Raw genomic sequence first — 26368 nt, 5'->3', positions numbered from 1 at the left:
CTTAAGCCAAGTGCGCGTTCGCCAAGGACCTGCGGAAGGAAGGCAAGCCGCTGGTGGACGCCACCATCGAGGCCTGCCGCCTGCGCTTTCGCCCGATCCTGATGACCGGCCTTGCCTTCATCTGCGGCGTGCTGCCGATGGCCGTCGCCCACGGCGCCGGCGGCGCCAGCCAGCAATCGCTCGGCACGGTCGTGATAGGCGGCATGATCGCGGTGGTGATCCTGGCGCTGCTGATGGTGCCGGTGTTCTTCGTCTCGGTGCAGCGCGTGCTGGCGGGGGATCGGGAGAAGGCAGTGGAGAAGGCCGAGACGTATGGGCCGCCTGCGCCGGCGAGGGCCGGCCACTGAACGCCGGATCGGTCGGCTTGCTTTCTCGGGATAGTCAATCCAGACTGCATCTCTGGATTGAGATGGCATGTATTCGCACCGCGGCGCGAATGCACCGCCAACCCGCTGATTGAGAGCATGTGATGCGTCCGACCGACGTTGCGATCTCCAACTATCGCTCCATTCGGCAGCTCTCGATACCCATCCACCCCTTGTCCGTGTTTGTGGGTGAGAATGGTGTCGGCAAATCCAATCTCTACAAGTCCTTGTCGCTGTTGCGCGACGCGGCGGCAGGTCGAATCACGCGCACGATCGCCGAGGAAGGCGGATTAAATTCCGTCTGCTGGTCCGGCCTTCGCAAGCGAGGCGAAGATGGACGACTGCGTTTGTCGGCCAAATTCGATAGTCTCAGATATTCCATTGAGCTCGGATTTCCCGGCCCGGTTGAGGCGGCATTTTCCGGCGAACCGATGATCAAGGCTGAAAGTATCGAGACGACGCAGGGCAAACGTAAGGTTCAGCTGATGGCGCGAACGAATTCGCTCGTCAGCGTCCGTGGCGAGAGCGGCGCCTGGAACAGCCACAAGGATGCGGTGCTGCCGTCTGAGACGGCGCTTGCGGGTTTTTCCGATGGCAGGGAATGCCCTGAAATCGACCTGATCAGAAACGCGATGCTGGGCTGGCGATTCTATCATGACTTTCGCACCGATCCGGCGTCGCCGATACGAAAGCCGTGTCTGGCGATCACAACACCCTCGCTCAGTGCCGATGGAACCGATTTGGCCGCCGCCTTGGCGACGCTCTATTCCATTCGGGAAGACGCCACCGACTTGCAGGACGCGATCCAGGATGCATTCCCGGGCGCTGAGCTCCGCGCATGGGAAGAAAATGGTTGGTGTGAATTTGAGCTGCAACTGGCGGATATGCCGCGGCCGTTCAAGGCCCACGAATTATCCGATGGGACGCTAAAATACATCTGCCTGCTCGCAGTGTTCATGGGCTATCGGCTGCCGCCCTTCATCGCGCTGAACGAGCCGGAGACCAGCCTGCATCCGTCGCTTCTAGCGCCATTGGCGCGGCTGGTCGCCAAGGCGTCACGCCGCGCGGACATCTGGATTGTCACGCACTCGGAACAACTGATGGAGGCATTGCGAAGCGAGACTTCTGTTCCGCTTCGCCGAGTGATCAAGCCGAAAGGCGCCACGACCATCGAGGGTCTGACCATTGGCGGTGAATATCGGGACGAGGAATCCGACCAAGACGACTCTTAGTCGTTGCAGGTCGAGCCGTCGTGCGAGGCCGTGCACCTATAAAGCCGGCGTCATGTACGCCTGCTTTGCTCCTATAGCGGCCAAGTTCGTGCGGCATCGCAGTATGTCGCGATGGGCCAATTCCGGACGAGGCTGACGCAAGACGGATCATGCAGATTGTTTTAGGCGATCACTCGGTGGAATTTGAGACCAAGCATTGGAACTTAGATAAGGTGTGCTGGTTTTGCCCGATTGGCTTCTCTCAGTTCCTCATGCGGAAAGGAGAGATTCCAGCGCGCGTGTGGTAAATGAGCGATTTAGACCATATCTGGCGGTGGCGCTCAGTCGTGGCGTTGAACATTCGCCACTCCTCGACTGGCCCATCGGCACCGTTCTTGACCTGCCCTCGCTCAAAATGCTGCCGCTCGTCGCGGCTGAGAACTGGCGTCGACCGGCAATACATCCGCGAAAAGATACCGATCGAACCATGTCGGAAACGCGCGGGCCAGATCGCGCTTTCCAGAAAGCTCGAGCCCCAGCCGTTTCGCTTCGATGAAGCTGACGTCCCCCCGCCACCACGCAACTAGAACTGGTAGCTTTGCGCGCAGGAGCAATGGCTCGGGGAACCCGGGGTTCACCAGACAAAAAGATATTTCGGATGCTTTGAGCAGCAGAAAGCGGGGCTTCATACCGTCGAGCTCGAACCGAACGACGATCGGTCGAGCGGGGAGCGCATCGCTCCGCACGCGCCGCTGCATATCGACGAACAACGGCTCCGCGTCGAGATTTTCCTTCTCGGACTGACGCGGCAGGAAGCGCTGACCCCATGTGCCCAAGGCCATGACGACGGAGCTGATCTCCTTCCCGGACGCCGTGAGTTCATATTCCGGCCCCGAGTTTCCATCGTGGCGCTCGACTGCGCCGATAGCGATCAGTTCCTGGAGCCTCTCCGACAACATGGTTTTGGAGATGCGAGGAATGCCTCGGCGAATGTCGTTGAAGCGTCGGCTCCCGCAGAGAAGTTCCCGCACCAGAAGCAGCGTCCAGCGTCCACCCAAGACTTCATGGGCGCGCGCGATCGAGCAAAACTGTCCATACCCGGCCATCCCGGCAGACTACCAGGTATGGCCGAGTTGCACAGGTCCGGAATCCGTACCCCCGCGCCTGTTGGATTGTGTCGGGACGAGTATTAAGTCTCGTCGGTGACGACAACGATCGTCGGCGCGCCGCCGGAACTGATCGACGCGGCGTGTTCCAGGGCTTCCTTGCCGCCCTTGGACGTTGCACAGCTTTTCAGTGCATCGATCGTCGGAAAGCTTACATCGGACATCCAATGGTAGGGCGGTGGCGCAAACGCCGGCCCGACCACGCGCTTGGTGACGATACCTGTCGCGCCGATGAGTCTCGGGCCGGCGTAGGAAAGATGCTCGTCATGATAGGCGCGCTCAAACGCCACGGCGTCTTTGGGGATAGGATAGATAATGAGGAGATGAGCTGACATGGTGTGTTCCTTCCTAACCATGAGTGAAGTTGCCAGAGCAGTATGGATTGGCCGGCGTTGTCTGCGGGGTATGGAATTCTGACCTTGCTCGTTGAACGCCGCCCGGGTGTGGCGTCGCCACGCGAGACCGAGCCGCTCGGTCGTCTCGGAAGCCGCTATCGCGACGAACAGGTGTGATCGCGGCAAACGATGCGGCGACGCCTGTCGCCCGAGTCCACCGTCGTTCCGCTCCGTCGCTTCGTGCGGGAGAACAGGATGTTACGACGCGTCTTCCGCGTTGCTGCGGCCAGCGTGGGAATGCCTATCGCTTCGGCTTCCTCAGTCTCAGCGTGGCGGCGGTCAATGGTACGGTTGCACCCTCACTGTCGATCAGGCGTACACGCGGAGGCTTTCCTTGACGATCAATGATTTCGACCGGAGCGTCTCGGCCGGTGACATGTTCTTCGCCCCACTGCGTTAGCGCCAGAAACCTCGGCGAAGCGGTCCGGATTACGCACCCAACGCGCCAGCATTTCGGAGCGATAATATCCTCGAACGGCCTACATAGGAATCGAGGACATTTTTCGGTGCACGGCTCTCGTTGCTTGCCGCGCGTCATTCAGGAGAGCAGATCAATGGATATCAAGATCCCCGAAACACTGGACGCCTGGAACGCAGCCGGCGACGATTATCTCCCCGGTCTCCTTGCGATGCGCTTTCGTAAAGTAGAGGCTGATGAAGTTGTCGCGACGCTTGAGGTAAGCAGCGCCCACGCCGCCTGGCATGGCTATCTGCACGCCGGCACCGTGACGTCACTCGCTGACACCTGCTGTGGTTACGGGACTCTGCGCGGCCTTCCGGCCGGCGCCAGTGGTTTCACCACCGTTGAGCTCAAGAGCAACCTAATCGGAACGACACGCGAGGGCATCGTGATCTGTACCGCGCGTCCGATACATAAAGGACGTACCACGCAAGTGTGGGACGCCGAAGTGCGCCGCGAGGCCGATGGCGTCGCAATCGCTTACTTTCGCAACACGCAATTGGTCCTGTGGCCGAAAGCGTGATTGGCAGTCGTCGGCTACGCCGAAACCCGGCTCCGTCCGGAGTGGTGTCCGTCTATCGGCTCCGCCGTCGGTCGCAGAGGGAGCAATTTTCTTGGGCTTCCATTCCGACGTGAGCTGCCGGTGTGGCGCACCCGGCACGATTCGACGTGCGGCCTCGAGCGATTGAAGAATGGCTTACCAAATCCAGCGTTATCCTGCCGAATTGATCGACGTGGTACATCTGACTGCTGGCGAACGTGTCGTTATCCGGCCTGTCTTGCCGCAGGATCGGGAACTTCTGAACGCGTTCTTCCATAGTCTCTCTGCTGACGCGCGGTGCAGTCGGTTCATGCATCCTGTCAATGGACTGTCTTCCGAACTGTTGCGGCAATTCACGCAGGTTGACTATGCCAATCATGTCGCGCTCGTTGCCGAAGTCTTCGTCGATGGCTGCGAAGTCGTAATTGGAGAGGCGCGCTATGTTCGAGCGGCCGACGCCTCGTCAGCAGAATTTGCGGTATCGGTGGCCGACTCCTGGCAGAGTAACGGCCTCGCAAAACTGCTCTTGGGCAGACTTGAATGCTTCGCGTCAGAGGCCGGCGTTCGTCAGATAACGGCTCAGACATTTGCTAGTAATAAGAAAATGCTGGCGGTGGCAGCAAAAGCTGGCTTCAAGATTTCTGCGAGTCTCGGCGCGCCGGGCGTAATGCGGCTTGTAAAGAGACTGGCTCCGCTGCAGCAGAGACCGAAATGACGCCCGATACCCCTTTTACGACGTTGAACAAATGCAAGCGCCCCAGGCTGCGAAGTGTGATCGCCCTGTGCCTCGGGCTGGCCGGATTGGTCCTCCTTATGGGGGCAAATTTGGGAGGCGGGGTCGGCGGGCAGCGATACGCGACAATACCGTCAAGCGAGGTCGATGGCCGGGACCAATCGGCCACGCCCCACAGTGATTTGAGGGACTGGCGATGATCGAGTGGTTCGAGGATTTGTCTTTGGGAATGCGCTTCAAAAGTGGAACTGTCCAAGTCTCCGAGCACGATATCAAGCAGTTCGCGGCCAAGTTCGATCCGCAGCCGTTTCATCTAGACGATGACGCTGCGCAAAAAACGATTTTCAAAGGCCTCGCAGCATCGGGATGGCACACCGCTGCCATAGCAATGAGCCTTGCGGTTCAAACTCGTCCGTTTGGTCCTCATCCCCTCATTGGTCTCGGAGTTGACGGTCTTCGCTGGATGATGCCGGTGAGACCCGGCGATATCCTGTTCGTCGAAGGCGAAGTTGTTGGCCTCACGCCTTCCAAGTCCAAGCCTCAAGGCACCGTTTTGATCAAGTGGATTGCTTACAATCAGAACGGCGACGCGGTTTACACTTTCACTCCGATTGGTTTTGTGCCGTGTCGGCCGAAAGCGATCTAGACGCGCGGTGAGGCGATCGAGGCGCCCAAGGGTCCGCGGGATGACGGGAACACCGTAGCCCTTGTGGGCGTCACCTATCGCCTTGTCGGATTCGACGCGGCGGAGACCGGCCGTCTGACGCAAGGGCCAGCGAGGCTGCGCCCGGCGGCTACCCTTCGGCTGCGGTCGATCATTACCGGCGGGCGGCTCAATCTTTCCGCGTCCTATGGGCCGACCGGCCGAGGGAAGCCCAATATGGCCGGCTGTGCGGCGGCCGCACTGACTATGTTCCGAACTGCAGCAGAGACCGAAATGACGCCCAATACCCCGTTGAACAAATGCAATCGCGCTATTCGCTCGCACGCTTGGGGCCTGCTGCTTGTGGTCGCGACCGCCGTTGGTTGGGGCCTCGGCTGGCCCACGATGAAGCTCGCCATGCACGATTGGCCGCCGCTGTTCGCCCGCGGCTGCGCCGGGCTGGCTGCCGCGCTCGGCCTTGCCATCATCGCGGTGGTGCGGGGACAGAACCTCTTACCCTCGCGCAGCCTGGCGCCGCGGCTCGCCCTCGGGGCAGCGACTAATGTGTTCGCCCCTATGGGCTTCACAGCCCTGGCGCTGCTGTGGCTTACGGTGGCACAAGCTGCGCTGCTGACTTACTCCATGCCGATCTGGGCGACGTTGCTCGCCTGGCCGATCCTTGGGGAGCGCCCCAGGCTGCGAAGTGTGATCGCCCTGTGCCTCGGCATGGCCGGATTGGTCCTCCTTATGGGGGCGAATTTTGGAGGCGGGATCGAAACCTTTCCGGGCGTGGCGCTCGCCCTTGCCGCGGCCATCCTGTTCGCCCTGGGCGCGGTCACCTCCCGGGCGCCTATTCCACTGCCGCCGATGGTCTCAACCGCGTGGCAGATCGGCCTCGGTTCGGCGGCAATGATCGTCGTTGGCTTGACCCTCAACGGGTCGGAGATCAGGCCGCTGAGCTTCGCTGGAGCAGGCGGGCTCGCCTACCAGGCGGTGTGTTCCATGGCTCTCTGTTATCTCTCGTGGTTCGCTGCCCTTGAGCGTGTTCCCGCAGCGACGGCATCGACCGGGCTTCTACTGGTCCCGGTTGTCGGCGCGCTGTCTGCCACTGCGATTCTCGGTGAAGCGCTAGGTTTCCGAGAAATCTGCGCATTCGTGCTGACACTTGGAGGGGTGGCACTGGAGTTGCGGGGACGCAGATGATGGACCGCGCCGCAGGCATGTCGGCTTCGGTCAGCGCCTTGGCTTTCCGAATCGCCGAGCCCGGCTGCTTAAGCGCGCAGCGACGTAAACCCACAGACGCAACAGCCGCAACTTTTTTGATTCATTTTGAATTGCTTGTCGCTCCAATTCGCGGCAGGCGGTGATCGCCGAAGTCAGCTTTGGGTCAATTTCCGACGTTTCAGCGGAGATGTCGGCTGGCTGATGTCCGCTTCTATCCCGTAAGCGTCCAATCGGGATCTGCCCCGAATGGGTTGCGTCTGGCCAGACTCTTGATTCCAGCTCCCAAACTGGGGCTCGAATCATGCGCTACGAACGCGCCGAATTATGAATGGATCGCAATCCCTACCTCCGCAACACCTTCACCAGCTCCCCGTGCACGAACTCGTTCCCGCACACGACGTCGCCCGTGACCAGCGCATCGCCGGGCGTGTTGATGTCGCTCACCGTTCCGCCGGCTTCGCGCACCATCAGCATGCCGGCGGCGATGTCCCAGGATTGCAGATTGCGCTCCCAGTAGCCGTCGAGGCGGCCGGCGGCGACGAAGGCCAGGTCGAGCGAGGCGGCGCCGAAGCGGCGCAGGCCTGCGACGCGGTCCTGGATCGCGGTCATCTCGCGGCGGAATTCCTCGTGGTCGCCGCGGCCGAGATGGGGCAGGCCGCAGGCCACCACGCATTCGTTGAGCTGGCGGCGGCCGGCGACGCGCAGGCGCTGGTCGTTGAGGAAGACGCCCTTGCCGCGCTCGGCGATGTAGAGCTCGTCATTGGCGGGGTTGTAGATCACGCCGGCGATGATGGTGCCCTCGCGCACGAGACCGATCGAGATCGCGAATTGCGGGATGCCGTGCAGGAAGTTGGTAGTGCCGTCGAGCGGGTCGACGATCCAGGTGTGGCTCTTGTCGGAGCCTTCCCGCGTGCCGCCTTCCTCGCCGATGAAGCCATAGCCCGGCCGCGCCTTGGAGAGGTCCTGGTAGACGATTTCTTCGGCGCGCTTGTCGGCGAGCGAGACGAAGTTGGCCGGCCCCTTCAGCGAGACCTGGAGATGCTCGATCTCGCCGAGATCGCGCTTGAGGCTGCGGCCGGCGCGGCGCGCGGCTTTGACCATGACGTTGATAGTAGCGGAATACAGCATGAGATCAGTCTTGATTGGGGGAGGGGCGCAAAATCGCGCCATTTGAGGGGATTGCGTGCCCCGCGAGGGGCCAAACGTCAAGTCGTTCGGGTCCCTTGCAGGTCATTTGCAGGCCATTTGGCGTCAGGTCATTTGTTCCCGAGCCATTTCTTGGCGGCGGCCTCCGCCTTGGCGCGGTCGTCCGCGGGCAGATCGGCCAGCTGCTTGTCGAGCTCCGGATCGCCCTTGCCGGAGGTTTTGGCCACCAGGTGCCATTTGAACCCCTCGACCTTGTCCACGGATGTGCCCATGCCGTTGATCAGAACCCAGGCGAGGCGGTTCTGCGCGATCGCGCTGCCCTGGCGGGACGCCTTGCGCAGCAATGCCACGGCCGCGGGCTGGTTCTTCGGCGTGCCGGTGCCGTTGAACATGGCGATGGCATATTCGACCTCGGCATCGACATTGTCGGCCAGCGAGGCTGCCTGCAGCAGCCGCACCGACCTTTCGGGGTCCTTCGGCACGCCGGTGCCTTCCTTGTAGAACGTCGCGAGCGCGTATTGCGCCTCGGGCAGCCCGGCGTCGGCCGCCTGGCGCAACAGCTCGGCGGAGCGCTTGACGTCCTGCGGCAGGGTCTGTCCGTCCAGATAAAGCAGAGCGAGGTTGTAGGCCGCCTTGGGCTCGCCGAGCTTGGCGGCGGAGGCCATCAGCTTGACCGCCTCGCCCTTGTCGACGGGACCGCCGCGGCCGGCGATGCGCAGCATGGCGAGCGCAAACATCGCCTCACGGTCGCCGGCATCGGACGCGCGCTTGTACCACTCGACCGCCTTGGCGTAGTCGCGCCTTATGCCCATGGCGTTGGAATAGAGCTCGCCCAGCATGGTCATGGCCTTGGCATCGCCGGTCGTGGCGCGCGCGCTGGCGAGGTCGAAGGCGGTCTTGTACTGGCCGCGCTGATAGGCGCCGAACACCAGGTCGACGTTGGAATTGTCCGTCGGCGGCGCGGGGATCACGGTTGCCGGCAGCGTCGGGCTCGGCGAGGCCGACGGCTTTGGCGCCGGTGCGGCCTCCTTCTTCTTGGAGATCGTGTGCGGCGCGACCTTTGGCTTGTCCTTTGCGGCTCCCTTTGTCGTTTCCTTGGGCTTGTGCTTTTCGGGCGCAGGGCTCGGGATCGTCGCCGGCGGCGTGATCTGGAGCTGCGCGGCCGCAGGCGCCGCCAGCAGCAGCGTGGCCAGAAGGGTGATGCGCGGGAGCGTCATGGCGGGCGTTAGCCCTGGCCCACGGCAACAGCCGTGAAGGCCTTCTTGATCGCGGCGTCGGCCTCGATCAGCGCGGCCTTGGGCCCGCGTGGATCGGCCCAGACGAGATCGCCGACCAGCACGAAATCGGCGCCGCTGGCGGCGAAGTCGTGCGCCTCCTCGAACGTAACAGCGAAGCCGACGCAGGGCGGCTCGAACAGCTCCGCCCACCAGTCCAGCCGCTCGGCAACCGCCTGGGATGACGGCCGCTGGCCTTTCGCGTCGGGCTCGCCGAACAGCAAATAGTCCGCACCCATCTCGCCCGCATTCATGGACTCGTGCCGCGTCTCGAGCCCGCCGACACCGGCGATGCGATCGGGCTTGAGCGACGGCATCGCCTCTTCCAGCGCGGCGATGCCTGCGAGATGCGCGCCATCTGCGCCGCCGCGGGCGACGATCTCAGGATGGCCATCGACGAGCAGGGCTGCGCCCGCGTTCTGCACGACCGGCGCCAGGGCCTTGATCCGCGAGATCATGGTGCGCTGGTCGGTCTCCTGTAGCCGCACCAGCACGGCTGCGACATCGACGGCTGCAAGCAGCGCCGGCAATTCGGCAAGCAGCGGGGCGGGGTCATCGACAACCGGCGTCGCGAGATAGAGACGCGGCGCCGGGCGCGGTGGAGGCGATTTGTTCGACAAGATCTAGGCTGCCTTCTTTTCCAGGCTGCTTTGCCATTCGCCCTTGGAGGCGAGGCCATTCATGCGTGCACGATGACTGAATGCGTTTTGTCCGGCCGCGACGTTCTCGGCCTTGCCCGACCAGGCCTTCTGCGGCGCGGCCTGCAGCGCGCGGCCGTAGGAGAAGGTCAGGCCCCAGGGCAGGGGTCCGAGCTTGTGCATGGCGTTGAGATGCGCGGTCGCCTCCTCGTCCGACTGGCCGCCGGAGAGGAAGGCGATGCCCGGCACCGCCGCCGGCACGCACGCCTTCAGCAGCCGGATCGTCTTCTCCGCGACCTCCTCGACGGAAGCTTGCTTCGCGCATTTCTTGCCTGAGATCGCCATGTTCGGCTTCAGCACCATGCCCTCGAGCGCGACGCGCTGGACGCGCAACTCCTGGAACGTCTTGTTGAGCACGCGACTCGTGATCTCGTAGCAGCGGTCGATGTCGTGATCGCCGTCCATCAGCACCTCCGGCTCGACGATCGGCACGATCTGCGCCGCCTGGCACAGCGCGGCGTAACGCGCGAGCGCATGCGCATTGACGCTGATCGCGGTCATCGAGGGAATGCCCCGGCCGTCAGTGCCGCTGCCGATATCGATCACCGCGCGCCATTTGGCGAAGCGTGCGCCGCGCTCGTAGTATGTCTTCAGGCGATCGGCGAGCTTGTCGAGCCCGACGGTGACTGTCTCGCCCGGGCACATCGGCAGGGCTTGCGTGCCCTCGTCGACCTTGATGCCGGGGATGGCGCCGCTACTCTCGATCAGCTTCACCAGCGGCGTGCCGTCTTTCGCGTCCTGCCAGATGGTCTCGTCATAGAGGATCACGCCGGAGATGTACTGGCTCATGGCCTCTTTCGAGCGGAACAGCATCTCGCGATAGTCGCGGCGGTTGCTTTCTGTCGATTCCACGCCGATCGCGTCAAACCGCTTCCTGATGGTGCCGGAGGATTCGTCGGCGGCAAGGATGCCCTTGCCGGGCGCGACCATGGCGGTCGCGATCCTGTTGAGCTCAGTCAGATTCATCGAGAGGTCCTCCCAAAACGATTCTGCCCTTGCCTGTGAAAATAGACGGTTCTCGGGCAATTGCCGAGTTAACGTTCGTCGCAGGGTAAAGGGGGGAGGTTTTGTTCACCTCTCCCCGCGAAGACCGGGGAGAGGGAGGGATAATCACGCGACGCGAGGGTCCAGCTCGCCCTTGGCGTAGCGCTTGGCCATATCGGCGGGGGTCAGGATCTTCTTGAACTTGGCGGCCTGGCCGGCGGTGTTGAACTCCTGGAGCCGCTGCTTGCACAGCTTGGTCATGGCTTCCATCGCCGGCTTCAGGTACTTGCGCGGATCGAACTCTTCCGGATTGTCCTTGAGCACTTTCCGGATCTGGCCGGTCATGGCCATGCGGTTGTCGGTGTCGATGTTGATCTTGCGCACGCCGTGCTTGATGCCGCGCTGGATCTCGCCGACCGGCACGCCCCAGGTCGGCTTCATCTTGCCGCCATAGGCGTTGATGATGTCCTGCAGGTCCTGCGGCACCGAGGAGGAGCCGTGCATCACGAGATGCGTGTTCGGCAGCTTGCGGTGGATCTCCTCGATCACGTTCATGGCGAGGATGTCGCCATCCGGCTTGCGGGTAAATTTGTACGCACCGTGAGAAGTCCCCATCGCGATCGCGAGCGCGTCGACCCTGGTCTCCTGGACGAATTTTACGGCCTCGTCCGGATTGGTCAGCAGCTGGTCGTGGCTCAGCTTGCCTTCGGCGCCGTGGCCGTCTTCCTTGTCGCCCATGCCGGTCTCGAGCGAGCCGAGCACGCCGAGCTCACCCTCGACCGAGATGCCGCCGAGATGAGCCATGTCGGTCACGGTCTTGGTGACGCCCACATTGTAGGTCCAGTCGCCGGGGGTCTTGCCGTCGGCCTTGAGGGAGCCGTCCATCATCACCGAGGTGAAGCCGGCCTGGATCGCGGTCATGCAGGTCGCGGCCTCGTTGCCGTGGTCGAGATGCACGCAGACCGGGATGTGCGGGTAGATCTCGGTCACCGCGTCCATCATGTGCTTGAGCATGACGTCGTTGGCGTAGGAGCGCGCACCGCGCGAGGCCTGGATGATGACGGGCGCGTCGACCTGGTTGGCCGCGTCCATGATCGCCAGCGCCTGCTCCATGTTGTTGATGTTGAAGGCCGGGACGCCGTAATCGTGCTCCGCCGCATGATCGAGCAATTGACGCAACGTGATCCGAGCCATCGTCTTTTCTCCGTTCGGGCCTAAGGGCCGCTTGTTTCTTGCCGATGAATTACTTGGTGCGCAGAACTTCGACGCCGGGCAGGGGCTTGCCCTCCATCCATTCAAGAAATGCGCCACCGGCGGTCGAGACATAGGTGAACTGACCGGCCACGTGGGCCTGGTTGAGGGCCGCAACCGTGTCGCCGCCGCCCGCGATCGAGACCAGCTTTTTCGCCTTGGTACGCTCGGCGGCGTGCTTGGCGGCCGCGACCGTGCCGCGGTCGAACGGCTGCATCTCGAACGCGCCGAGCGGTCCGTTCCAGACCAGCGTCGCGGCGTCGTCGATCGCGGCATGGATCCGCGCGATCGACTGCGGGCCGACGTCGAGGATCATGCCGTCGGCCGGGATCGCATCGAGGCCGTAGGCGTGCGAGGGCGCATTGGCAGCGAAATGATAGGCGACCGTCGCGTCGACGGGGAGGATGATGGCGCAGTTGGCGGCTTCCGCCTTCTCCATGATGCGCAATGCGGTGGGTGCGAGATCCTTCTCGGCCAGCGACTTGCCGACGCCGACACCCTGGGCGTGCAGGAAGGTGTTGGCCATGCCGCCGCCGATCACGAGCGCATCGACCTTGTTGACGAGGTTTTCGAGCAGGTCGATCTTGGTCGAGACCTTCGCGCCGCCGATGATCGCGATAACCGGCTTGGTCGGCGAGCCCAGCGCCTTCTCCAGCGCGTCGAGCTCGGCCTGCATGGTGCGGCCGGCATAGGCCGGCAGCTTGTGGCCGAGGCCTTCGGTCGAGGCGTGGGCGCGGTGCGCGGCCGAGAACGCGTCGTTGACCCAGATGTCGCCGAGCTTCGCGAGCTCCGCGACGAAAGCCGGATCGTTCTTTTCCTCTTCCTTGTGGAAGCGGGTGTTTTCCAGGCAGAGGATGTCGCCATCGTTCATGGCGGCCACGGCCGTAGCTGCGGGCTCACCGATGCAATCATCGGCGAAGGCGACGGGCTTCTTCACGACCTGCGACAGCGCTTCCGCAACCGGCTTGAGCGAGTCCTTGGCATCGCGGCCCTTCGGCCGGCCGAAATGCGCGAGCAGGATGACCTTGCCGCCCTTGTCCGAGATTTCGGTGATGGTCGGCGCGATGCGCTCGAGCCGGGTCGCGTCAGTGACGCGGCCGTTGTCCATGGGCACGTTGAGATCGACGCGCAGCAGCACGCGCTTGCCCTTCACGTCGACGTCGTCGAGGGTGCGGAATTTGTTCGCCATCGGACACTCTCTCTTGTCCCGGGCGCTGCGCGAGCCGCGAAGCGGTGCGCTGCAGAACCGGGACCTACGCGGGGGGAGATGGGTCCCGGCTCTGCGGAGCAGCGCAAGCGCGCTGCACCGCGTCCGGGACACGAGACCTATGTTCTTAGATCACCTTCGACATCGCGACGGCGGTGTCCGCCATGCGGTTCGAGAAACCCCACTCGTTGTCGTACCAGGACATCACGCGCACCAGGGTGCCGTTCTGCACCTTGGTCTGGTCCTCGTGGAAGGTCGAGGAGTGCGGGTCGTGATTGAAGTCGATCGAGACGTTCGGCGCGTTGGTGTAGCCAAGGATGCCCTTGAGCTGCTGCTCGGAGGCGCGCTTCATCGCGGCGTTGATTTCCTTCGGATCGGTGGCGCGCTTGGCGACGATCTTGAGGTCGATGACCGAGACGTTCGGCGACGGTACGCGGATCGAGACGCCGTCGAGCTTGCCCTTCAGCTCGGGCAGCACGAGGCCGATCGCCTTGGCGGCGCCGGTCGAGGTCGGGATCATCGACATCGCCGCCGCACGGCCGCGGTAGAGATCCTTGTGCAACGTGTCCAGCGTCGGCTGATCGCCGGTATAGGCGTGGATCGTGGTCATGAAGCCGGTCTCGATGCCGACCAGTTCGTTCAGCACCTTCGCAACCGGCGCGAGGCAGTTGGTGGTGCAGCTTCCGTTGGAGACGACCAGATGATCCCTGGTCAGCGTGTCGTGGTTGACGCCGTAGACGATGGTGGCGTCGGCGCCGTCGGCGGGCGCGGAGACCAGCACGCGCTTGGCGCCGGCGGTCAGGTGGGCGGAGGCCTTGTCCCTGGCGGTGAAGATGCCGGTGCATTCCAGCGCGATGTCGACGCCGAGATCCTTCCAGGGCAGCTTCGAGGGATCGCGCTCGGCGGTCACCTTGATCTTGCCGTTGCCGAGGCTGATCGAGTCACCGTTGACGGTGACGGTGCCGGGGAAGCGGCCATGGACGCTGTCGAAGCGAAGGAGATGGGCGTTGGTCTCGACCGGGCCGAGATCATTGATGCCGACGACCTCGATGTCCTTGCGGCCGGACTCAGCGATAGCCCGCAGGACGTTGCGGCCGATGCGACCAAAACCGTTAATTCCGACGCGGACTGCCATGTTTCGTCTCCTTATGACCGTTCAATGACGGGTTCGATAACGCCTATCATCCCGCACAACGCGCTTAGCGCGCCTGCGAGGGTTTTTTAGGGCGGACGCCCGGTTCGGCCGGGCGGTGCTTGATCATATGAGAGATTAGGTAGTCCTTTTTTTTGGTAAGCTCAACTCTCAGGAAACGCGCTTCAGCACGGCGTTGACCGCGGCCTCGGCGGTAATGCCGAAATGCTTGTAAAGGTCCTTCGCCGGCGCGCTCGCGCCGAAGGAATGCATGCCGATAAATTCGCCATCCTGGCCGATCACGGCATCCCAGCCCCAGCGCACCGCGGCCTCGATCGCGACCTTCACCGGCGCATTGCCGATGATGGCGGCGCGCTTGGCCTCTGGTTGCGCTAACAACAGCTCGAGCGAGGGCACCGAGACCACCCGCGACGGGATGCCGCGCTCGGCGAGCTGCTTCTGGGCGGCGACCGCGATCTCGACCTCGGAGCCGGAGGCGAACAGCGTCGCCTTGGCTTCGCCCTGGGCGGCGACCAGCTCGTAGGCGCCGCCCGCGCAGGGATTCTCATTCGGCGCGGTGGTGCGCAGCTGCGGCAGGTTCTGCCGCGTCAGCGCCAGCACCGTCGGACCATCGATACGATTCAGCGCAAGCTCCCAGCACTCGGCAACCTCGATGGAGTCGCAGGGACGGAACACGCGCATGTTCGGAATGGCGCGAAGTGCAGAGAGATGTTCCACCGGCTGATGGGTCGGGCCGTCCTCACCGAGACCGATGGAATCGTGCGTCATGACGTAGACGACGCCGGTGCCCATCAGCGCGGCAAGGCGCATCGCCGGACGCGCGTAGTCGGTGAACACCAGGAAGGTCGCGCCGTTCGGCGCGAAGCCGCCGTGCAGGAAGATGCCGTTCATGGCCGCGCACATGCCGTGCTCGCGGATGCCGTAGTGGATGAAGCGGCCCTTCGGCGTTCTGGCGGAGAAGGCGGTCGCCGACTTCGCCTTGTTGTTGTTGGAGCCGGTGAGGTCGGCGGAGCCGGCGAGGAATTCCATCGGCATGGCGCCGGCAATCACCTCGATCACGGCTTCCGACGACTTGCGGGTGGCCGCGGTCATCGGCTTTTCCAGCAGCTCTTTTTTGTACGATTTGAACGCCTTCGCCAGCGCCGCAGGCCGCTCATGGCGCAGGCGGCGCTCGAACTCGGCGCGCTTGCGGCTGCCGAGCTCACCGAGCCGCGCTTCCCATTCCTGTCGCGCCGCCGCGCCGCGGGAGCCGGCTGCGCGCCAGGCCTTCAGCACGTCATCAGGCACCGAGAACGGCTCGAGCGAGATGCCGAGATTTTCCTTGGCCGCCTTGAGCTCGTCGGCACCGAGCGCCTCGCCATGCGCCTTCGCGGTGCCGGCCTTGTGCGGCGCGCCGAAACCGATGGTGGTGCGGCAGGCGATCAGCGTCGGCTTGCTGGATTTTTGCGCGCGGGTGATCGCAGCAGCGATCGCGGCCTGGTCATGACCGTCGATCTTCTCCGCGGCCCAGCCGCACGCCTTGAAGCGCTTCACCTGGTCGACCGAGTCGGAAATCGAGGTCGGGCCGTCGATCGAGATGCCGTTGTCGTCGTAGAGCACGATCATCTTGTTGAGCTTCCAGTGCCCGGCCATGGCGATCGCTTCCTGCGACACGCCCTCCATCAGGTCGCCGTCGGAGGCGAGCACGTAGGTGTGGTGGTCAACGATCTTCTTGCCGAACTCGGCGGCGAGCATCTTCTCGGCGAGCGCCATGCCGACCGCGGTCGAGATGCCCTGGCCGAGCGGGCCGGTGGTGGTCTCGATGCCCTTGGTGTGGAAGTTCTCGGGGTGACCCGGCGTCAGTCCGCCGAGCTGGCGAAACTGCTTGAGCTGGTCCAGCGTCATGTCGGCGTTGCCGGTCAAGTACAGCAGCGAATAGAGCAGCATCGAACCGTGGCCGGCCGAGAGCACGAAGCGGTCGCGGTCGGGCCAGTCGGTGGCAGTGGCGTCGAATTTCAGGAATTGTGTGAACAGCACAGTGGCGATGTCGGCGGCGCCCATCGGCAGGCCGGGGTGGCCCGATTTCGCCTTCTCGACAGCGTCCATCGAGAGGCCACGGATCGCGTTGGCCATGCGGTTGGAGTCGACTTGCGTCATGTCTGAAATCCGTCTGAAATGAGGCGCTTGGCGGTGGGACGGGCCGCGTGGGGGAGCCTGGCGGCCGCTGAAGATCGGGGCTGGATAGCACCTCGGTTCCGGGAGGCCAAGGCAATCAAACGTCGGTTTGGCCGCAAAAGTTGCTTACGGCATGATCCGGAAAAGTGGCGGGCCGGTTTTCCGCGCGACAAACGCAGGGCGTTTGCGCGGGGATCATGCCCAAGAGGAACTGCCAGATCGGGATGAATCTCATCCCGATCTAGCAGTGCATAGTTTCGCGGCGGCGTTGCGCTTGGCTAGCTTGCCACGTAAATTTCTGCTTCTAACCGCTTGCCGAACCGAGTCTTTTGCCGGACGGCAAGCCCTTGAGGTAAAGGCCACGGGCAAGGCCCACAGGTTCCGCCGCTGACTGCATGAACGATCGCGTATCCAACAGCTCTGCCATGACGGAGTCCTCCGCCGTCGAGATCGAGATCGCGACCCGCAGGCTCACGGCGGCGCTCGACGCGCTCGAAAGCGCGGTCGAGCGGCGGCGCGATGCCGATCGCGACGAGAACGAGCTCGCGACGCGAATCCAGGCGCTGGGCGCCGATCGATCGCGGCTTGCCGACGAGCTCGACGGTGCGCTGGTGAAGGCGCGCAAGCTCGAGCGCACCAACCGCGAGATCTCCGATCGGCTGGATTCGGCAATCGTCACGATCCGCTCGGTGCTCGATACCGGAGAGGACGGATGAGCCACATCAACGTCACCATCAACGCCCGCCAATACCGCATGGCCTGCGAGGAGGGCCAGGAGGTGCGGCTGTTGAAGCTCGCCGAAAACCTGGAGACGCGGATTCAGTCGCTGCGCGGAAAATTCGGCGAGATCGGCGATGCACGCCTCACCGTGATGGCGGCGCTGACCGTTTGCGACGAGCTGGTCGACGCAGGCAACCGCATCCGCACCATGGAGCAGGAGCTGACCGAACTTAGGGATTTCCGCAACGCCGCCGTCGAGCGCGCCCGGCTGACCCAGACCGCGGTGGTGAATGCGCTGAACGCGGCCGCCGAACGCATCGAGAAGTCGACCCAGGTCCTGAACCGGACCGTCGGCAACGGGATCGCGATCGGGTAGAGGCTTGAAGAGTGTTTCGATCCGAGATCGCCAGCCGGGGTTGCGGTTCACCTCTCCCGGAGGGAGAGGTCGGATCGCATCGTAAGATGCGATCCGGGTGAGGGCTTACGGTCCCACTGCGGCCCCTCACCCGGATTGCTGCGCAATCCGACCTCTCCCCGCTGGGGAGAGGTGGGCAACGAGGCCTTTGCGATCACGCTGGCGATTCGTCAGTATCGTTGTTACATTGCGCAAGCGAGGCTGCGACGCGCGTCCGGAGCCATATATCCCCGGGGCCTTATCGATCCTTTAGGGAACTGTCCCTGGCCGGGCCCGTGGGCCCGGACATATGGTGCCCACCTACTTTCGTAGGGAACTCCGGGATCGAGTGCTTCAACGGCGTCTGCGGCTTCGCACTTTTGTTTGCTTGGTTTGTGCTTGTTGAAACGACTGCGGCCAGTTCAGCAGGTGTCATGCCCCGCCTAGTGCGCAATTGCGCACGGGGGACCGGGGCATCCAGTACGCCGCGGCCTTTGTGTGAATCACGACCGCCTCTGGGAATACTGGATCGGCCCGCCCCAGCGCGCAATTGCGCACAGGGCGGGCGATGACGTGGGGACCAAGCGCATGACCAACACCAAATCCGAACTCCGTGCCAAAGCCCTCGCGGCGCGCGATGCGCTGAGCGAGAAGAAGCGCATTGCCGCCGCCGCCAAGCTTGCCAAGCGCGGGCTGCCGTTCGATCTGCTGCCCGGCAGCATCGTCTCCGGCTATTCGCCGATCCGCAGCGAGATCGATCCGATGCCGCTGCTGAAGAAGCTGGCCGAGGAGGGCGCCAGGCTGGCGCTGCCCTGCGTCACCGCGCGCGGCCAGTCATTGGTCTTCCGCATCTTTCATCCGAACGACCGCCTGATGCTCGGCCCGCTCGGCATTCCCGAGCCGTCCCCGGCGGCGGCCGAAGTCATCCCAGACATCATGCTGACGCCGCTCGCGGCCTTCGACCGTCTCGGCCACCGCATCGGCTATGGCGCGGGGCATTACGACTTCACCTTCGCGCATCTGCGCAAGACCAAGAATATCCTCGGCATCGGACTTGCTTTTGCGGCGCAGGAGATCGAGGCGGTTCCGGCACTATCGCACGACGTCGCGCTGGATTATGTGCTAACGGAAACCGACGTGTTCGATTTCCGGAGTTCTGAAGTTGCGCATTCTCTTCGTGGGTGATGTGGTCGGCCGTAGCGGCCGCAACGCCATCGCCGAATATCTGCCCGGCATGGTCAAGGACTGGTCGCTCGATTTCGTCGTCGTCAACGGCGAGAACTCGGCCGGAGGCTTCGGCATCACGGAAGCGATCTATCAGGAATTTCTCGATGCCGGCGCCGACGCGGTGACGCTTGGCAACCACTCCTGGGACCAGCGCGAGGCGCTCGTATTCATCGAGCGCGCCGAGCGCCTGGTGCGGCCGGCGAACTATCCGCGCGGAACGCCCGGCCGCGGCGCCGCTTTGGTCGAGACCAAGAACGGCAAGCATGCGCTCGTCGTCAACGCTCTGGGCCGCGTCTTCATGACCCCGTTCGACGATCCCTTTGCCGCGCTCGAGCGTGAGCTCGGCGCCTGCCCGCTCGGCGTCGCTGCCGATGCCATTGTGGTCGACTTCCATTGCGAGGCGAGCAGCGAGAAGCAGGGCATCGGCTTCTTCTGCGACGGCCGCGCCAGCCTCGTCGTCGGCACGCACACCCATGTGCCGACCGCCGACCACCAGATCCTCACCGGCGGCACCGCCTACATGACCGATGCCGGCATGACCGGCGACTACGATTCCATCATCGGCATGCAGAAGGAAGAACCGCTGCGCAGGTTCACGTCGGGGATTCCGTCAGGCCGTTTCGAGCCGGCCGCGGGCGTCGCGACGCTCAGCGGCGTCGCGGTGGAAACGGATGACGCGACCGGGCTCGCGCTGCGGATTGCGCCTGTGCGCATGGGTGGAAGGTTGGAGCCGACGACGCCGAAGTTCTGGTTGAGCTGAATCTTCGAGCGGCATTGTCGGTGCCCCCTCTCCCCTTGTGGGAGAGGGTGGCTCGCCGCGTAAGCGGCGAGACGGGTGAGGGGTCTCTCTCCGTGCGCGAAACTGTCTCTTGAATTCGCGGAGAGATACCCCTCATTCGGCGCTTCGCGCCACCTTCTCCCACAAGGGGAGAAGGTGCAGCGGTGTTTGCGGCCACATCTACTCCGCCGTCTGCTCCCGCAACTCCGCCACGTCCTTCGCCGACAGCTTCGAGCCCTTCGTGCCGAACCGCGCCGTCACGTAATTCGCCACCGCCGCGATCTCGTCGTCGCTATACGCATTGCCGAACGCCGGCATCGACAGCGCGCCGTCGGGCGTTTGGCGCTTGGTGCCAGATAGCACGATCTGCGCGACATTGGTGGCAGCAGGGTCGTTGACGGCCCAGGTGCCGGTCAGCGTCGCCATCGGCGAGACCGGGCTTTCGCCGCTCCAGCCATGGCAGCTGGCGCAGGCGCTGGCGAACACCTTCTTGCCGCGGACGTCCGCCGTGACGCCGTCCTTGTGCGAGGCCGGTGCGACCGGCGCTGTCGTGGCCGGAAGGTCGGGCGAGGCGACCTGTGGCACGCTGCGCAAGTAAGCAACGATGGAGCGGATGTCCTCTGGCGCAAACTGGCTAAAACTGTGGTCGACCGCTTCGCCCATCGGACCTGAGGCCGAGCCGTGGCCCGGCGCGTGGCCGACCGACAGATACGCAATCAGATCCTCATCACGCCAGTTGCCGAGGCCGGTGGCCTTGTCGGACGAGATGTTGAAGGCGTGCCAGCCGGCGGTGATGGCACCGGCGAACTTCTTGCGGTTGTCCAGCGCAAAGCCGAGATTGCGCGGCGTGTGGCATTCGCCGCAATGCGCCAGCGCTTCCGCCAGATACGCACCGCGATTCCACTCCGGGCTCTTCGACATATCGGGCGCAAAGCGCGTGTCCGGATTGAACACGGCCGACCAGAAGATCATCGCCCAGCGCTGGTTGAACGGGAACGACAGCGTGTTCTCCGGCGCCTCGGCGCGCACCGGCGGCAGGCTGAACAGATACGCCTTTACCGCCAGCACGTCCTCGTCGCTCATGTAGGTGTAGGACGTGTAGGGCATTGCCGGATAGAGCCGGGCGCCATCATGGCGCTTGCCGCGCTGGACTGCGTTGAGGAAGTCCTGGTCACTGTAATTGCCGATGCCGGTGTCCTTGTCCGGCGTGATGTTGGTGGAATAGAGCGTGCCGAACGGCAGCTTGAAGCCGAGCCCGCCGGAATAATCCTTCTCGCCGGGCTTGGTGTGGCAGACCATACAGTCGGCCGCCTTCGCCAGATATTCGCCGCGCTCGACTAGGCTCGCCTTCTCGATCTTGGCAGGCACGCCCGTGGGCTTGCCGGCGCGGTAATCCGCCAGCGCCACCCTGTTGCCGCCGGCGAAATCGAGCGGACCGGGTCCGCGGATGATGAAGACGCCGAGCGCCACCGCGACGATGGCGATCACGACGAGGCTCACAAAGATACGCATTGTCCGGCTCATGCCTTCTTCCCCACAGCCAGCAATTTCCGATCAATCGGCAGGCGCCACAGCGTCACGCCGGTTGCGGCGAGGATCGCGTTGCGCAGCGCAGGCGGTCCAGCATTGACGCCGGCCTCGCCGATGCCACCGGGCGCCTCGCCGCTCTTGACGACGATGACCTCGATCTTCGGCGTCTCGTTGATGCGCATCATGCGGTAGTCGTGGAAGTTCGACTGCTGCACGCGGCCCTTGTCGATGGTGATCTCGCCATAGAGCGCGGCGGTGAGGCCGAAGATCAGTCCACCCTCGATCTGCGCCTTCACCGTATCGGGGTTGACCGCGATGCCGGTGTCGACCACCGAGGTCACGCGACGAAGCACGATCTCGCCGATGTCGTCCACCTCGGCTTCCACCACGGTCGCGATGAAGCTCGCGAACGACGGCTGCACGCAGACGCCGCGCCCGACACGGGGCGGCAGCGGCAGGCCCCAGCCGGACCTTTCAGCCACCTGGTTGAGCACCGCGAGCATGCGCGGGTTCTTGGTCAGCATGGACTTCCGGAAGTCGATCGGATCCTTGCCGGCCTTGCGCGCGAGCTCGTCCATGGCGCATTCGATCGCGAACACGTTGTTGTTCGGGCCGACGCCGCGCCAGAAGCCGGTCGGCACCCCCGGCGGTTCGGCATGGACATATTCGACATGGAAGTTGGCGAAGTCGTAAGGCGCATCAACGGCGGCGTCGATCGCGTCGATGTCGATGCCCTTCTGGAACGCCGGCGGCAGCCAGCGCGCCATGATCGAGGAGCCCGCGACCTTGTACTTCCAGGCCGCGACCTTGCCGTCGACCAGCGACGCCGTGATCTGGTCGCGATAGACCGGGCGGTAGACGTCGTGCTGGATGTCCTCCTCGCGCGTCCAGATCACCTTCACGGGATAGTCGACCTGCTTGGCGATTTTGACCGCCGCGATCACCATGTCCGGCTCGAGCTTGCGGCCAAAACCGCCGCCGAGCAGATGCTGGTTGACGATCACCTTGTCGACGGAGAGGCCGGCGGCCTTGGCCGCCTCCGACTGCACCCGCGTCATGATCTGCGTGCCGGTCCAGATCTCGCAGGAATCTTTCGTGACCCGCACGGTGGCGTTGATCGGCTCCATAGACGCATGCGCCAGGAACGGCAGCTCGTAAGCCGCCTCGAACCTGTCGCCGGTTGCAAGCGCCTTGGCGATGTCGCCGGTGGATTTCGCGACCGCGCCGTCCTTTGCGCTGGCATCGCGCAGGTTCTGCCAGATGTCCTTGGTGCTGATTTTGGCGTTCGGGCCCTCGTTCCACTCGATCGTGAGCGCCGCCAGGCCCTGTTTCGCCGCCCACATGTGATCGCCGATCACGGCGACAGCATCGTCGAGCACGACGACCTTGCGCACGCCGGCGACTTTCATCGCGGCGCTGTCGTCGACCTTGCCGACCTTGCCCCCGAACACCGGGCAATTGGCGATCGCGGCGATCTTCATGTCGGGCAGGATCGCGTCGATGCCGTAAAGTGCCTTGCCGTTGACCTTGTCCGGCGTGTCGAGCCGCTTCAGCGGCTGGCCGATCAGGACAAAATCCTTGGGATCCTTGACCGCGACGTCCTTCGGCGGCGTCTGGCCCTGCGCGGCGAGCGCCAGTTCGCCATAGCCGAGCTTGCGGCCGCTCGCGGCATGCGCGACCTCGCCCTTCGAGGCCGTGCAGCTTGCGGCGTCGACGCCCCACTGGCTGGCTGCGGCCTGCACCAGCATCGCGCGCGCGGTGGCGCCGGCCTTGCGCAGCGGCATCCACCAGGCGCGGATCGAGTTCGAGTTGCCGGTGACCTGGAGGCCGAAGGTCGGGTTGGCGTAGAGCTTGTCGTTGGGCGGCGCGTGCTGCACCTCGACCTTGCTCCAGTCGGCATCTAGCTCTTCGGCGAGCACGGCCGAGATCGAGGTGTAGGTGCCCTGGCCCATCTCGACCTGCGGCATCATCAGCACGGTGCGGCCGGTGTCGTCGATGCGGATGAAGGCATTGGGTGCGAATCTGCCGTCGGTCGTATCCTTCTGCGGAGGCTCGTTGGCTGCGGCGCGCAGCGGCAGATGGAAGGCGAGCAGGAAGCCGGTGGCGAGGCCGCCGGTCAGAAGCGCACGGCGGGAGACGTCGGGAACAGTCTTGTCGGTGATCATGGCGGACCTCACGATTGACGACCGGAGGCGGCCAGCTTGATGGCCTCGCGGATCCGCACATAGGTGCCGCAGCGGCAGATGTTGCCGGCCATCGCCGCATCGATGTCGGCATCGTCAGGGTTGGGCGTCGCCGCCAGCAGGGCCGCAGCCGACATGATCTGGCCGGGCTGGCAATAGCCGCACTGGATCACCTCGGCATCGAGCCAGGCCTTCTGCACTTTCGCGCCTGAAGGCGTGCTGCCGACATGCTCGATGGTGGTGATGGCGCGGTTCTCGACCGCGCTGACCGGCAGCACGCAGGAGCGCACCGCCTTGCCGTCGACATGCACCGTGCAGGCGCCGCATTGCGCGATGCCGCAGCCGAATTTGGTGCCGGTCATTCCGAGGATGTCGCGCAGCACCCACAGCAGCGGCATTTCGGGTGGCGCGTCGAAGGACTTCGTTTCGCCGTTGATGGTGAGAGTTGTTGCCATATGCATCCCCTTCTTCGCCAGATCGCTTACGGCGATTGAGTTGGCGAACTCGCGCGCGACAATAATCATACCAATGTGAAACGATGAAGCATCGAAATGTCTCGCAATGCATATTTGCGTTGCTGGCGCATCAGGCCATGACGTTCACGAATTTGTGCGGCGATCGGTGCGGCGCTTTTAGGCTAATTGATATGATGTGCGTCATTTTCTGACGCATTTTCATCATACCCGTGATTGATCGCCGCAGATGATCGTGCGAATGCGCAAGACCGTGCAAAGACGAAAGTCGTGCGATTGTGAAAGTCGGGTGCGGTGCGAGCACCGCAGCGCCTGCTGACGGGCTCAATCGCAACGGCCAGCTGCCGGATAACCAACAAGCGCGATGATGCCATCGTGCGCCTGTTTTGCCCGACGGGTCAACGGCTACATTCAGCGCCTGGAGCTTGATGCGTTGAAGTCGAATCAACCTCGGCCGACGTCACAGCAACAACTCTCTCCGTTCCCTCCCCCGCAAGGGGGGAGGGAACGCGCCATCGTCGGGGCGCGAGGCGAGTCTCACCTCACCAGGCGCCTAAGCCATTGATTCCGCGCGCCGCGGCTACTGTGCATGGGGTTGTTTTCCAGATTCTCGATTTCCAGACGCAAGAATGCTGTCGCGTGACGCGCCTCGCGAGGGTCGTCAGCCCTGCCGAAAACCCATCTGGAATGCACTACAGCTTGTAGGCCGTGCGAAATCCGCCCCAGTGCCGGCCCTGCACGCGGATCGGGACGTCGATCTCGCGCATCATCACCGTGATGCCGTTGCCCATGTCGCGCGCATAGCTCTGGATCAGGTACGAGCGTAGATTGTGTGCGGCGGCCAACCCCGCCGGATCGTTGAAGATGCGGCGGTTGCGGCTGTTGGCCGTGTTCCAGGCGACATCGCCCGGCCGCTGCGGATGCGAATAGATCTTGTTGTGGACTGGCAGGAAGCCGTTGCGATCGACCATGGCGCAGAACGCCATGCGCGGCTCCTTGGCGAGAAAGCCTTCCTGGAACGGCGGCAGCGCGCGGTCGGCCCAGTCCAGATATTTTGTGCGGTATTGCTGCGGATTGGTGCCGGCGATCTCGGCGTAGTCGGTGTCGAAGAGGTCATCCATCCTGACCTCGCCGCGCGCGACCGCCTGCTCGAACATCCGGGTCAGCGCGGTGCCCGCCTCCATCGCGCGGGTGACGAACTCCGTGTTCTCCTCGTGGATCGACCAGAGCTTGTCTTCGATCTTCTCGCGCTGCGCGGCATTGGGGTTGACGAATTGCGTGCGGGCGCCGGCCTTGGCCTGCTCGATCACGCGCAGGCGGCAGGCGCCGACGTCTTCGAGGCTGCCGTCAATGATCGCCTGCGGCGCGAGCCGGCTTGCGTCCGCACCGCCGATCAGCACGCCGTCCATCGCGATCTCGTAGACCGGCAACACGCCGCGCTGGGTTTCGAATTTGAGGTGGCAGGGCAGGCGTTCGGTCTTGCGGCGGTCGTCGTGCTCGCTCTGGCGGAGCAGCACTGCGCAGCGCGACTTCAGCTTCTGGGCGAAGGTTGTCACGGCCTTGCCGGCGCTGGCGACGTTCTCGCCATGGGTCTCGGCGGCCTTGGTCGCGGCGTCGATCTCGGCCGCGCTCTCGCCGACCGAGACGATGAACTGCGATGCGCTGGTCGCGTTGCCGGAGACCTCGCTGGTGGTGGCGTTCTGCTCGGCCACCGCGCCGTTGACGGTGTCGAACACCGGGCGGATCGCCTCGATCGCCTGCGAGATGCGGTGCACCGCGTCGGCGGAGCCGGCGGCATCGCGCTGGAGCGCGTCGATCTTTTTGGAGATCTCCTCGGTGGCACCCTGGGTCTGCACCGCGAGCGCCTTGACCTCGGTGGCGACGACCGCAAAGCCCTTGCCGGCAGCACCGGCGCGCGCGGCCTCGATGGTGGAGTTGAGCGCGAGCAGGGTGGTCTGCCGCGCGATCTGGGCGATCAGATTGACGACGTTGCCGATCGCCGCGGAGGATTCACGCAGGCGATCGACATTGGCACGCGCCTCTTGCGCTGCGGCGCTGGCCTGGTCGGCGAGCTTGCCGGCCTCGCGGACCTGCGCGCCGATGCCTTGCGCGGATTGGGTGAACTTGTCGGCGGCATGGGCAAAGCTCGAGGCGTTCGACTGGGCGGCATTGGTCCGTCCGGTCAGCGCGTCGGTGCGCTGGCGGATATCCGCAAGCGTCGCCGCAGTCGCCTCGGCGCCGCCGGCCACCGAATTGGCGGCGCGCTCGAGCTGGCGGATCATGGCGCCGAGCTCGAGTTCCAGCAGTTCCAGGATCTCCCGGGCCGAATCGACCTCGGCGGCCGGAGCGGGTGCGGCCGCTGGCTGCGCGGCCTGCGGGGCTGCCGCTGGTGCGGCCATGTCCGGCCGGCGCTTCCGAAATAATGCGAACGCCATTGGGTCTACTCTTGTGGAGAGAT

23 protein-coding genes, 1 other RNA gene and 1 pseudogene are annotated in these 26368 nt (G+C 64.2%); 11 read left to right on the top strand and 14 right to left on the bottom strand.

Going from position 1 to position 26368, the window contains the following annotated elements; all coding sequences use genetic code 11:
• Positions 1-17 precede the first annotated feature (17 nt).
• Both ACP2YP_RS35635 and ACP2YP_RS35630 read left to right on the top strand, forming a co-directional pair.
• A pseudogene (locus ACP2YP_RS35635) lies at positions 18-347 on the top strand (efflux RND transporter permease subunit); the annotation flags it as partial.
• A 122-nt stretch (positions 348-469) separates the two neighbouring features.
• Positions 470-1597 carry an AAA family ATPase gene (locus tag ACP2YP_RS35630; protein ID WP_426420985.1) on the top strand — a complete coding sequence of 376 codons (1128 nt, stop codon included), beginning with the start codon at positions 470-472 and terminating at the stop codon, positions 1595-1597.
• 389 nt (positions 1598-1986) lie between these two features.
• Here ACP2YP_RS35630 and ACP2YP_RS35625 read toward each other — a convergent pair whose 3' ends face one another.
• Both ACP2YP_RS35625 and ACP2YP_RS35620 read right to left on the bottom strand, forming a co-directional pair.
• Positions 1987-2682, bottom strand: coding sequence for a winged helix-turn-helix transcriptional regulator (locus ACP2YP_RS35625; RefSeq protein ID WP_426420984.1), 696 nt, complete (start codon positions 2680-2682; stop codon positions 1987-1989).
• A gap of 83 nt (positions 2683-2765) precedes the next feature.
• Positions 2766-3077 (bottom strand): hypothetical protein, encoded by a 312-nt coding sequence (locus ACP2YP_RS35620; RefSeq protein ID WP_035971275.1) that lies wholly within the window; start codon positions 3075-3077, stop codon positions 2766-2768.
• A gap of 614 nt (positions 3078-3691) precedes the next feature.
• Between ACP2YP_RS35620 and ACP2YP_RS35615 the strand changes: the two genes are divergently transcribed.
• The 4 genes from ACP2YP_RS35615 (at position 3692) to ACP2YP_RS35600 (ending at position 6717) form a co-directional block, all read left to right on the top strand.
• On the top strand, positions 3692-4120 hold the full coding sequence (locus ACP2YP_RS35615; RefSeq protein WP_426420983.1) for a PaaI family thioesterase: 429 nt from the start codon (positions 3692-3694) through the stop codon (positions 4118-4120).
• Between the two features lie 169 nt (positions 4121-4289).
• Complete coding sequence (locus ACP2YP_RS35610; protein ID WP_426420982.1) at positions 4290-4853, top strand: N-acetyltransferase family protein; 564 nt, start codon at positions 4290-4292, stop codon at positions 4851-4853.
• Positions 4854-5061: 208 nt separating this feature from the next.
• Positions 5062-5517, top strand: coding sequence for a MaoC family dehydratase (locus ACP2YP_RS35605; RefSeq protein ID WP_195804748.1), 456 nt, complete (start codon positions 5062-5064; stop codon positions 5515-5517).
• Positions 5518-5808: 291 nt separating this feature from the next.
• Positions 5809-6717, top strand: coding sequence for a DMT family transporter (locus ACP2YP_RS35600; protein ID WP_426420981.1), 909 nt, complete (start codon positions 5809-5811; stop codon positions 6715-6717).
• Positions 6718-7080: 363 nt separating this feature from the next.
• Here the strand turns inward: ACP2YP_RS35600 and ACP2YP_RS35595 are convergent, their stop codons facing one another.
• From ACP2YP_RS35595 to tkt, 8 genes are all read right to left on the bottom strand, one after another.
• Complete coding sequence (locus ACP2YP_RS35595) at positions 7081-7866, bottom strand: inositol monophosphatase family protein (RefSeq protein WP_426420980.1); 786 nt, start codon at positions 7864-7866, stop codon at positions 7081-7083.
• Positions 7867-7994: 128 nt separating this feature from the next.
• Complete coding sequence (locus ACP2YP_RS35590) at positions 7995-9101, bottom strand: HcpA family protein (RefSeq protein WP_426420979.1); 1107 nt, start codon at positions 9099-9101, stop codon at positions 7995-7997.
• Positions 9102-9109: 8 nt separating this feature from the next.
• Positions 9110-9778 (bottom strand): thiamine phosphate synthase, encoded by a 669-nt coding sequence (locus ACP2YP_RS35585; protein WP_426420978.1) that lies wholly within the window; start codon positions 9776-9778, stop codon positions 9110-9112.
• A 3-nt stretch (positions 9779-9781) separates the two neighbouring features.
• On the bottom strand, positions 9782-10822 hold the full coding sequence (locus ACP2YP_RS35580) for a class I fructose-bisphosphate aldolase (protein ID WP_426420977.1): 1041 nt from the start codon (positions 10820-10822) through the stop codon (positions 9782-9784).
• Between the two features lie 144 nt (positions 10823-10966).
• Positions 10967-12034 (bottom strand): class II fructose-bisphosphate aldolase, encoded by a 1068-nt coding sequence (gene fba, locus ACP2YP_RS35575; protein WP_426420976.1) that lies wholly within the window; start codon positions 12032-12034, stop codon positions 10967-10969.
• Between the two features lie 49 nt (positions 12035-12083).
• Complete coding sequence (locus ACP2YP_RS35570) at positions 12084-13280, bottom strand: phosphoglycerate kinase (protein WP_426420975.1); 1197 nt, start codon at positions 13278-13280, stop codon at positions 12084-12086.
• A gap of 145 nt (positions 13281-13425) precedes the next feature.
• Positions 13426-14433 carry a type I glyceraldehyde-3-phosphate dehydrogenase gene (gene gap, locus ACP2YP_RS35565; protein WP_426420974.1) on the bottom strand — a complete coding sequence of 336 codons (1008 nt, stop codon included), beginning with the start codon at positions 14431-14433 and terminating at the stop codon, positions 13426-13428.
• A 168-nt stretch (positions 14434-14601) separates the two neighbouring features.
• Positions 14602-16587, bottom strand: coding sequence for a transketolase (gene tkt / locus ACP2YP_RS35560; protein ID WP_426420973.1), 1986 nt, complete (start codon positions 16585-16587; stop codon positions 14602-14604).
• Positions 16588-17000: 413 nt separating this feature from the next.
• Between tkt and ACP2YP_RS35555 the strand changes: the two genes are divergently transcribed.
• The 5 genes from ACP2YP_RS35555 (at position 17001) to ACP2YP_RS35535 (ending at position 19706) form a co-directional block, all read left to right on the top strand.
• The gene (locus ACP2YP_RS35555) at positions 17001-17321 is read left to right on the top strand and encodes a DUF4164 domain-containing protein (protein WP_027530137.1); all 321 of its coding nucleotides are present in this window, start codon (positions 17001-17003) and stop codon (positions 17319-17321) included.
• Positions 17318-17701: a cell division protein ZapA gene (locus ACP2YP_RS35550; protein ID WP_426420972.1), complete on the top strand. Its 384-nt coding sequence runs from the start codon at positions 17318-17320 to the stop codon at positions 17699-17701. The genes ACP2YP_RS35555 and ACP2YP_RS35550 overlap by 4 nt, the downstream gene beginning before the upstream one ends.
• Before the next feature lie 234 nt (positions 17702-17935).
• Positions 17936-18096: non-coding RNA, 6S RNA (gene ssrS / locus ACP2YP_RS35545), on the top strand.
• A gap of 211 nt (positions 18097-18307) precedes the next feature.
• The gene (locus ACP2YP_RS35540) at positions 18308-18904 is read left to right on the top strand and encodes a 5-formyltetrahydrofolate cyclo-ligase (protein WP_426420971.1); all 597 of its coding nucleotides are present in this window, start codon (positions 18308-18310) and stop codon (positions 18902-18904) included.
• The gene (locus ACP2YP_RS35535) at positions 18882-19706 is read left to right on the top strand and encodes a TIGR00282 family metallophosphoesterase (protein ID WP_426420970.1); all 825 of its coding nucleotides are present in this window, start codon (positions 18882-18884) and stop codon (positions 19704-19706) included. Before ACP2YP_RS35540 ends, ACP2YP_RS35535 begins: the two co-directional genes overlap by 23 nt.
• 198 nt (positions 19707-19904) lie before the next feature.
• On the opposite strand, the gene ACP2YP_RS35530 is transcribed toward ACP2YP_RS35535, so the two are convergent.
• The 4 genes from ACP2YP_RS35530 to ACP2YP_RS35515 form a co-directional block, all read right to left on the bottom strand.
• Positions 19905-21248: a c-type cytochrome gene (locus tag ACP2YP_RS35530; protein ID WP_426420969.1), complete on the bottom strand. Its 1344-nt coding sequence runs from the start codon at positions 21246-21248 to the stop codon at positions 19905-19907.
• Positions 21245-23419 (bottom strand): molybdopterin cofactor-binding domain-containing protein, encoded by a 2175-nt coding sequence (locus tag ACP2YP_RS35525; RefSeq protein WP_426420968.1) that lies wholly within the window; start codon positions 23417-23419, stop codon positions 21245-21247. The genes ACP2YP_RS35530 and ACP2YP_RS35525 overlap by 4 nt, the downstream gene beginning before the upstream one ends.
• A gap of 8 nt (positions 23420-23427) precedes the next feature.
• Positions 23428-23892, bottom strand: a complete 465-nt coding sequence (locus tag ACP2YP_RS35520; protein ID WP_426420967.1) for a (2Fe-2S)-binding protein — start codon at positions 23890-23892, stop codon at positions 23428-23430.
• 710 nt (positions 23893-24602) lie between these two features.
• On the bottom strand, positions 24603-26345 hold the full coding sequence (locus ACP2YP_RS35515; RefSeq protein ID WP_426420966.1) for a methyl-accepting chemotaxis protein: 1743 nt from the start codon (positions 26343-26345) through the stop codon (positions 24603-24605).
• Positions 26346-26368 lie beyond the last annotated feature (23 nt).

The organism is Bradyrhizobium genosp. A, from assembly GCF_049949275.1.
Taxonomy (GTDB): Bacteria; Pseudomonadota; Alphaproteobacteria; order Rhizobiales; family Xanthobacteraceae; genus Bradyrhizobium.
Note: the sequence above shows the minus strand (reverse complement) of the source record. Positions and strands in the feature narration are given on the sequence as shown.

Bases quoted from the DNA above. Each gene is read 5' to 3' on its own strand.
- ACP2YP_RS35630 (WP_426420985.1), top strand. From the start codon at position 470: ATGCGTCCGACCGACGTTGCGATCTCCAACTATCGCTCCATTCGGCAG.
- ACP2YP_RS35625 (WP_426420984.1), bottom strand. From the start codon at position 2,682: ATGGCCGGGTATGGACAGTTTTGCTCGATCGCGCGCGCCCATGAAGTC.
- ACP2YP_RS35620 (WP_035971275.1), bottom strand. From the start codon at position 3,077: ATGTCAGCTCATCTCCTCATTATCTATCCTATCCCCAAAGACGCCGTG.
- ACP2YP_RS35615 (WP_426420983.1), top strand. From the start codon at position 3,692: ATGGATATCAAGATCCCCGAAACACTGGACGCCTGGAACGCAGCCGGC.
- ACP2YP_RS35610 (WP_426420982.1), top strand. From the start codon at position 4,290: ATGGCTTACCAAATCCAGCGTTATCCTGCCGAATTGATCGACGTGGTA.
- ACP2YP_RS35600 (WP_426420981.1), top strand. From the start codon at position 5,809: ATGACGCCCAATACCCCGTTGAACAAATGCAATCGCGCTATTCGCTCG.
- ACP2YP_RS35595 (WP_426420980.1), bottom strand. From the start codon at position 7,866: ATGCTGTATTCCGCTACTATCAACGTCATGGTCAAAGCCGCGCGCCGC.
- ACP2YP_RS35590 (WP_426420979.1), bottom strand. From the start codon at position 9,101: ATGACGCTCCCGCGCATCACCCTTCTGGCCACGCTGCTGCTGGCGGCG.
- ACP2YP_RS35580 (WP_426420977.1), bottom strand. From the start codon at position 10,822: ATGAATCTGACTGAGCTCAACAGGATCGCGACCGCCATGGTCGCGCCC.
- fba (WP_426420976.1), bottom strand. From the start codon at position 12,034: ATGGCTCGGATCACGTTGCGTCAATTGCTCGATCATGCGGCGGAGCAC.
- ACP2YP_RS35570 (WP_426420975.1), bottom strand. From the start codon at position 13,280: ATGGCGAACAAATTCCGCACCCTCGACGACGTCGACGTGAAGGGCAAG.
- gap (WP_426420974.1), bottom strand. From the start codon at position 14,433: ATGGCAGTCCGCGTCGGAATTAACGGTTTTGGTCGCATCGGCCGCAAC.
- tkt (WP_426420973.1), bottom strand. From the start codon at position 16,587: ATGACGCAAGTCGACTCCAACCGCATGGCCAACGCGATCCGTGGCCTC.
- ACP2YP_RS35555 (WP_027530137.1), top strand. From the start codon at position 17,001: ATGAACGATCGCGTATCCAACAGCTCTGCCATGACGGAGTCCTCCGCC.
- ACP2YP_RS35550 (WP_426420972.1), top strand. From the start codon at position 17,318: ATGAGCCACATCAACGTCACCATCAACGCCCGCCAATACCGCATGGCC.
- ACP2YP_RS35540 (WP_426420971.1), top strand. From the start codon at position 18,308: ATGACCAACACCAAATCCGAACTCCGTGCCAAAGCCCTCGCGGCGCGC.
- ACP2YP_RS35530 (WP_426420969.1), bottom strand. From the start codon at position 21,248: ATGAGCCGGACAATGCGTATCTTTGTGAGCCTCGTCGTGATCGCCATC.
- ACP2YP_RS35525 (WP_426420968.1), bottom strand. From the start codon at position 23,419: ATGATCACCGACAAGACTGTTCCCGACGTCTCCCGCCGTGCGCTTCTG.
- ACP2YP_RS35520 (WP_426420967.1), bottom strand. From the start codon at position 23,892: ATGGCAACAACTCTCACCATCAACGGCGAAACGAAGTCCTTCGACGCG.
- ACP2YP_RS35515 (WP_426420966.1), bottom strand. From the start codon at position 26,345: ATGGCGTTCGCATTATTTCGGAAGCGCCGGCCGGACATGGCCGCACCA.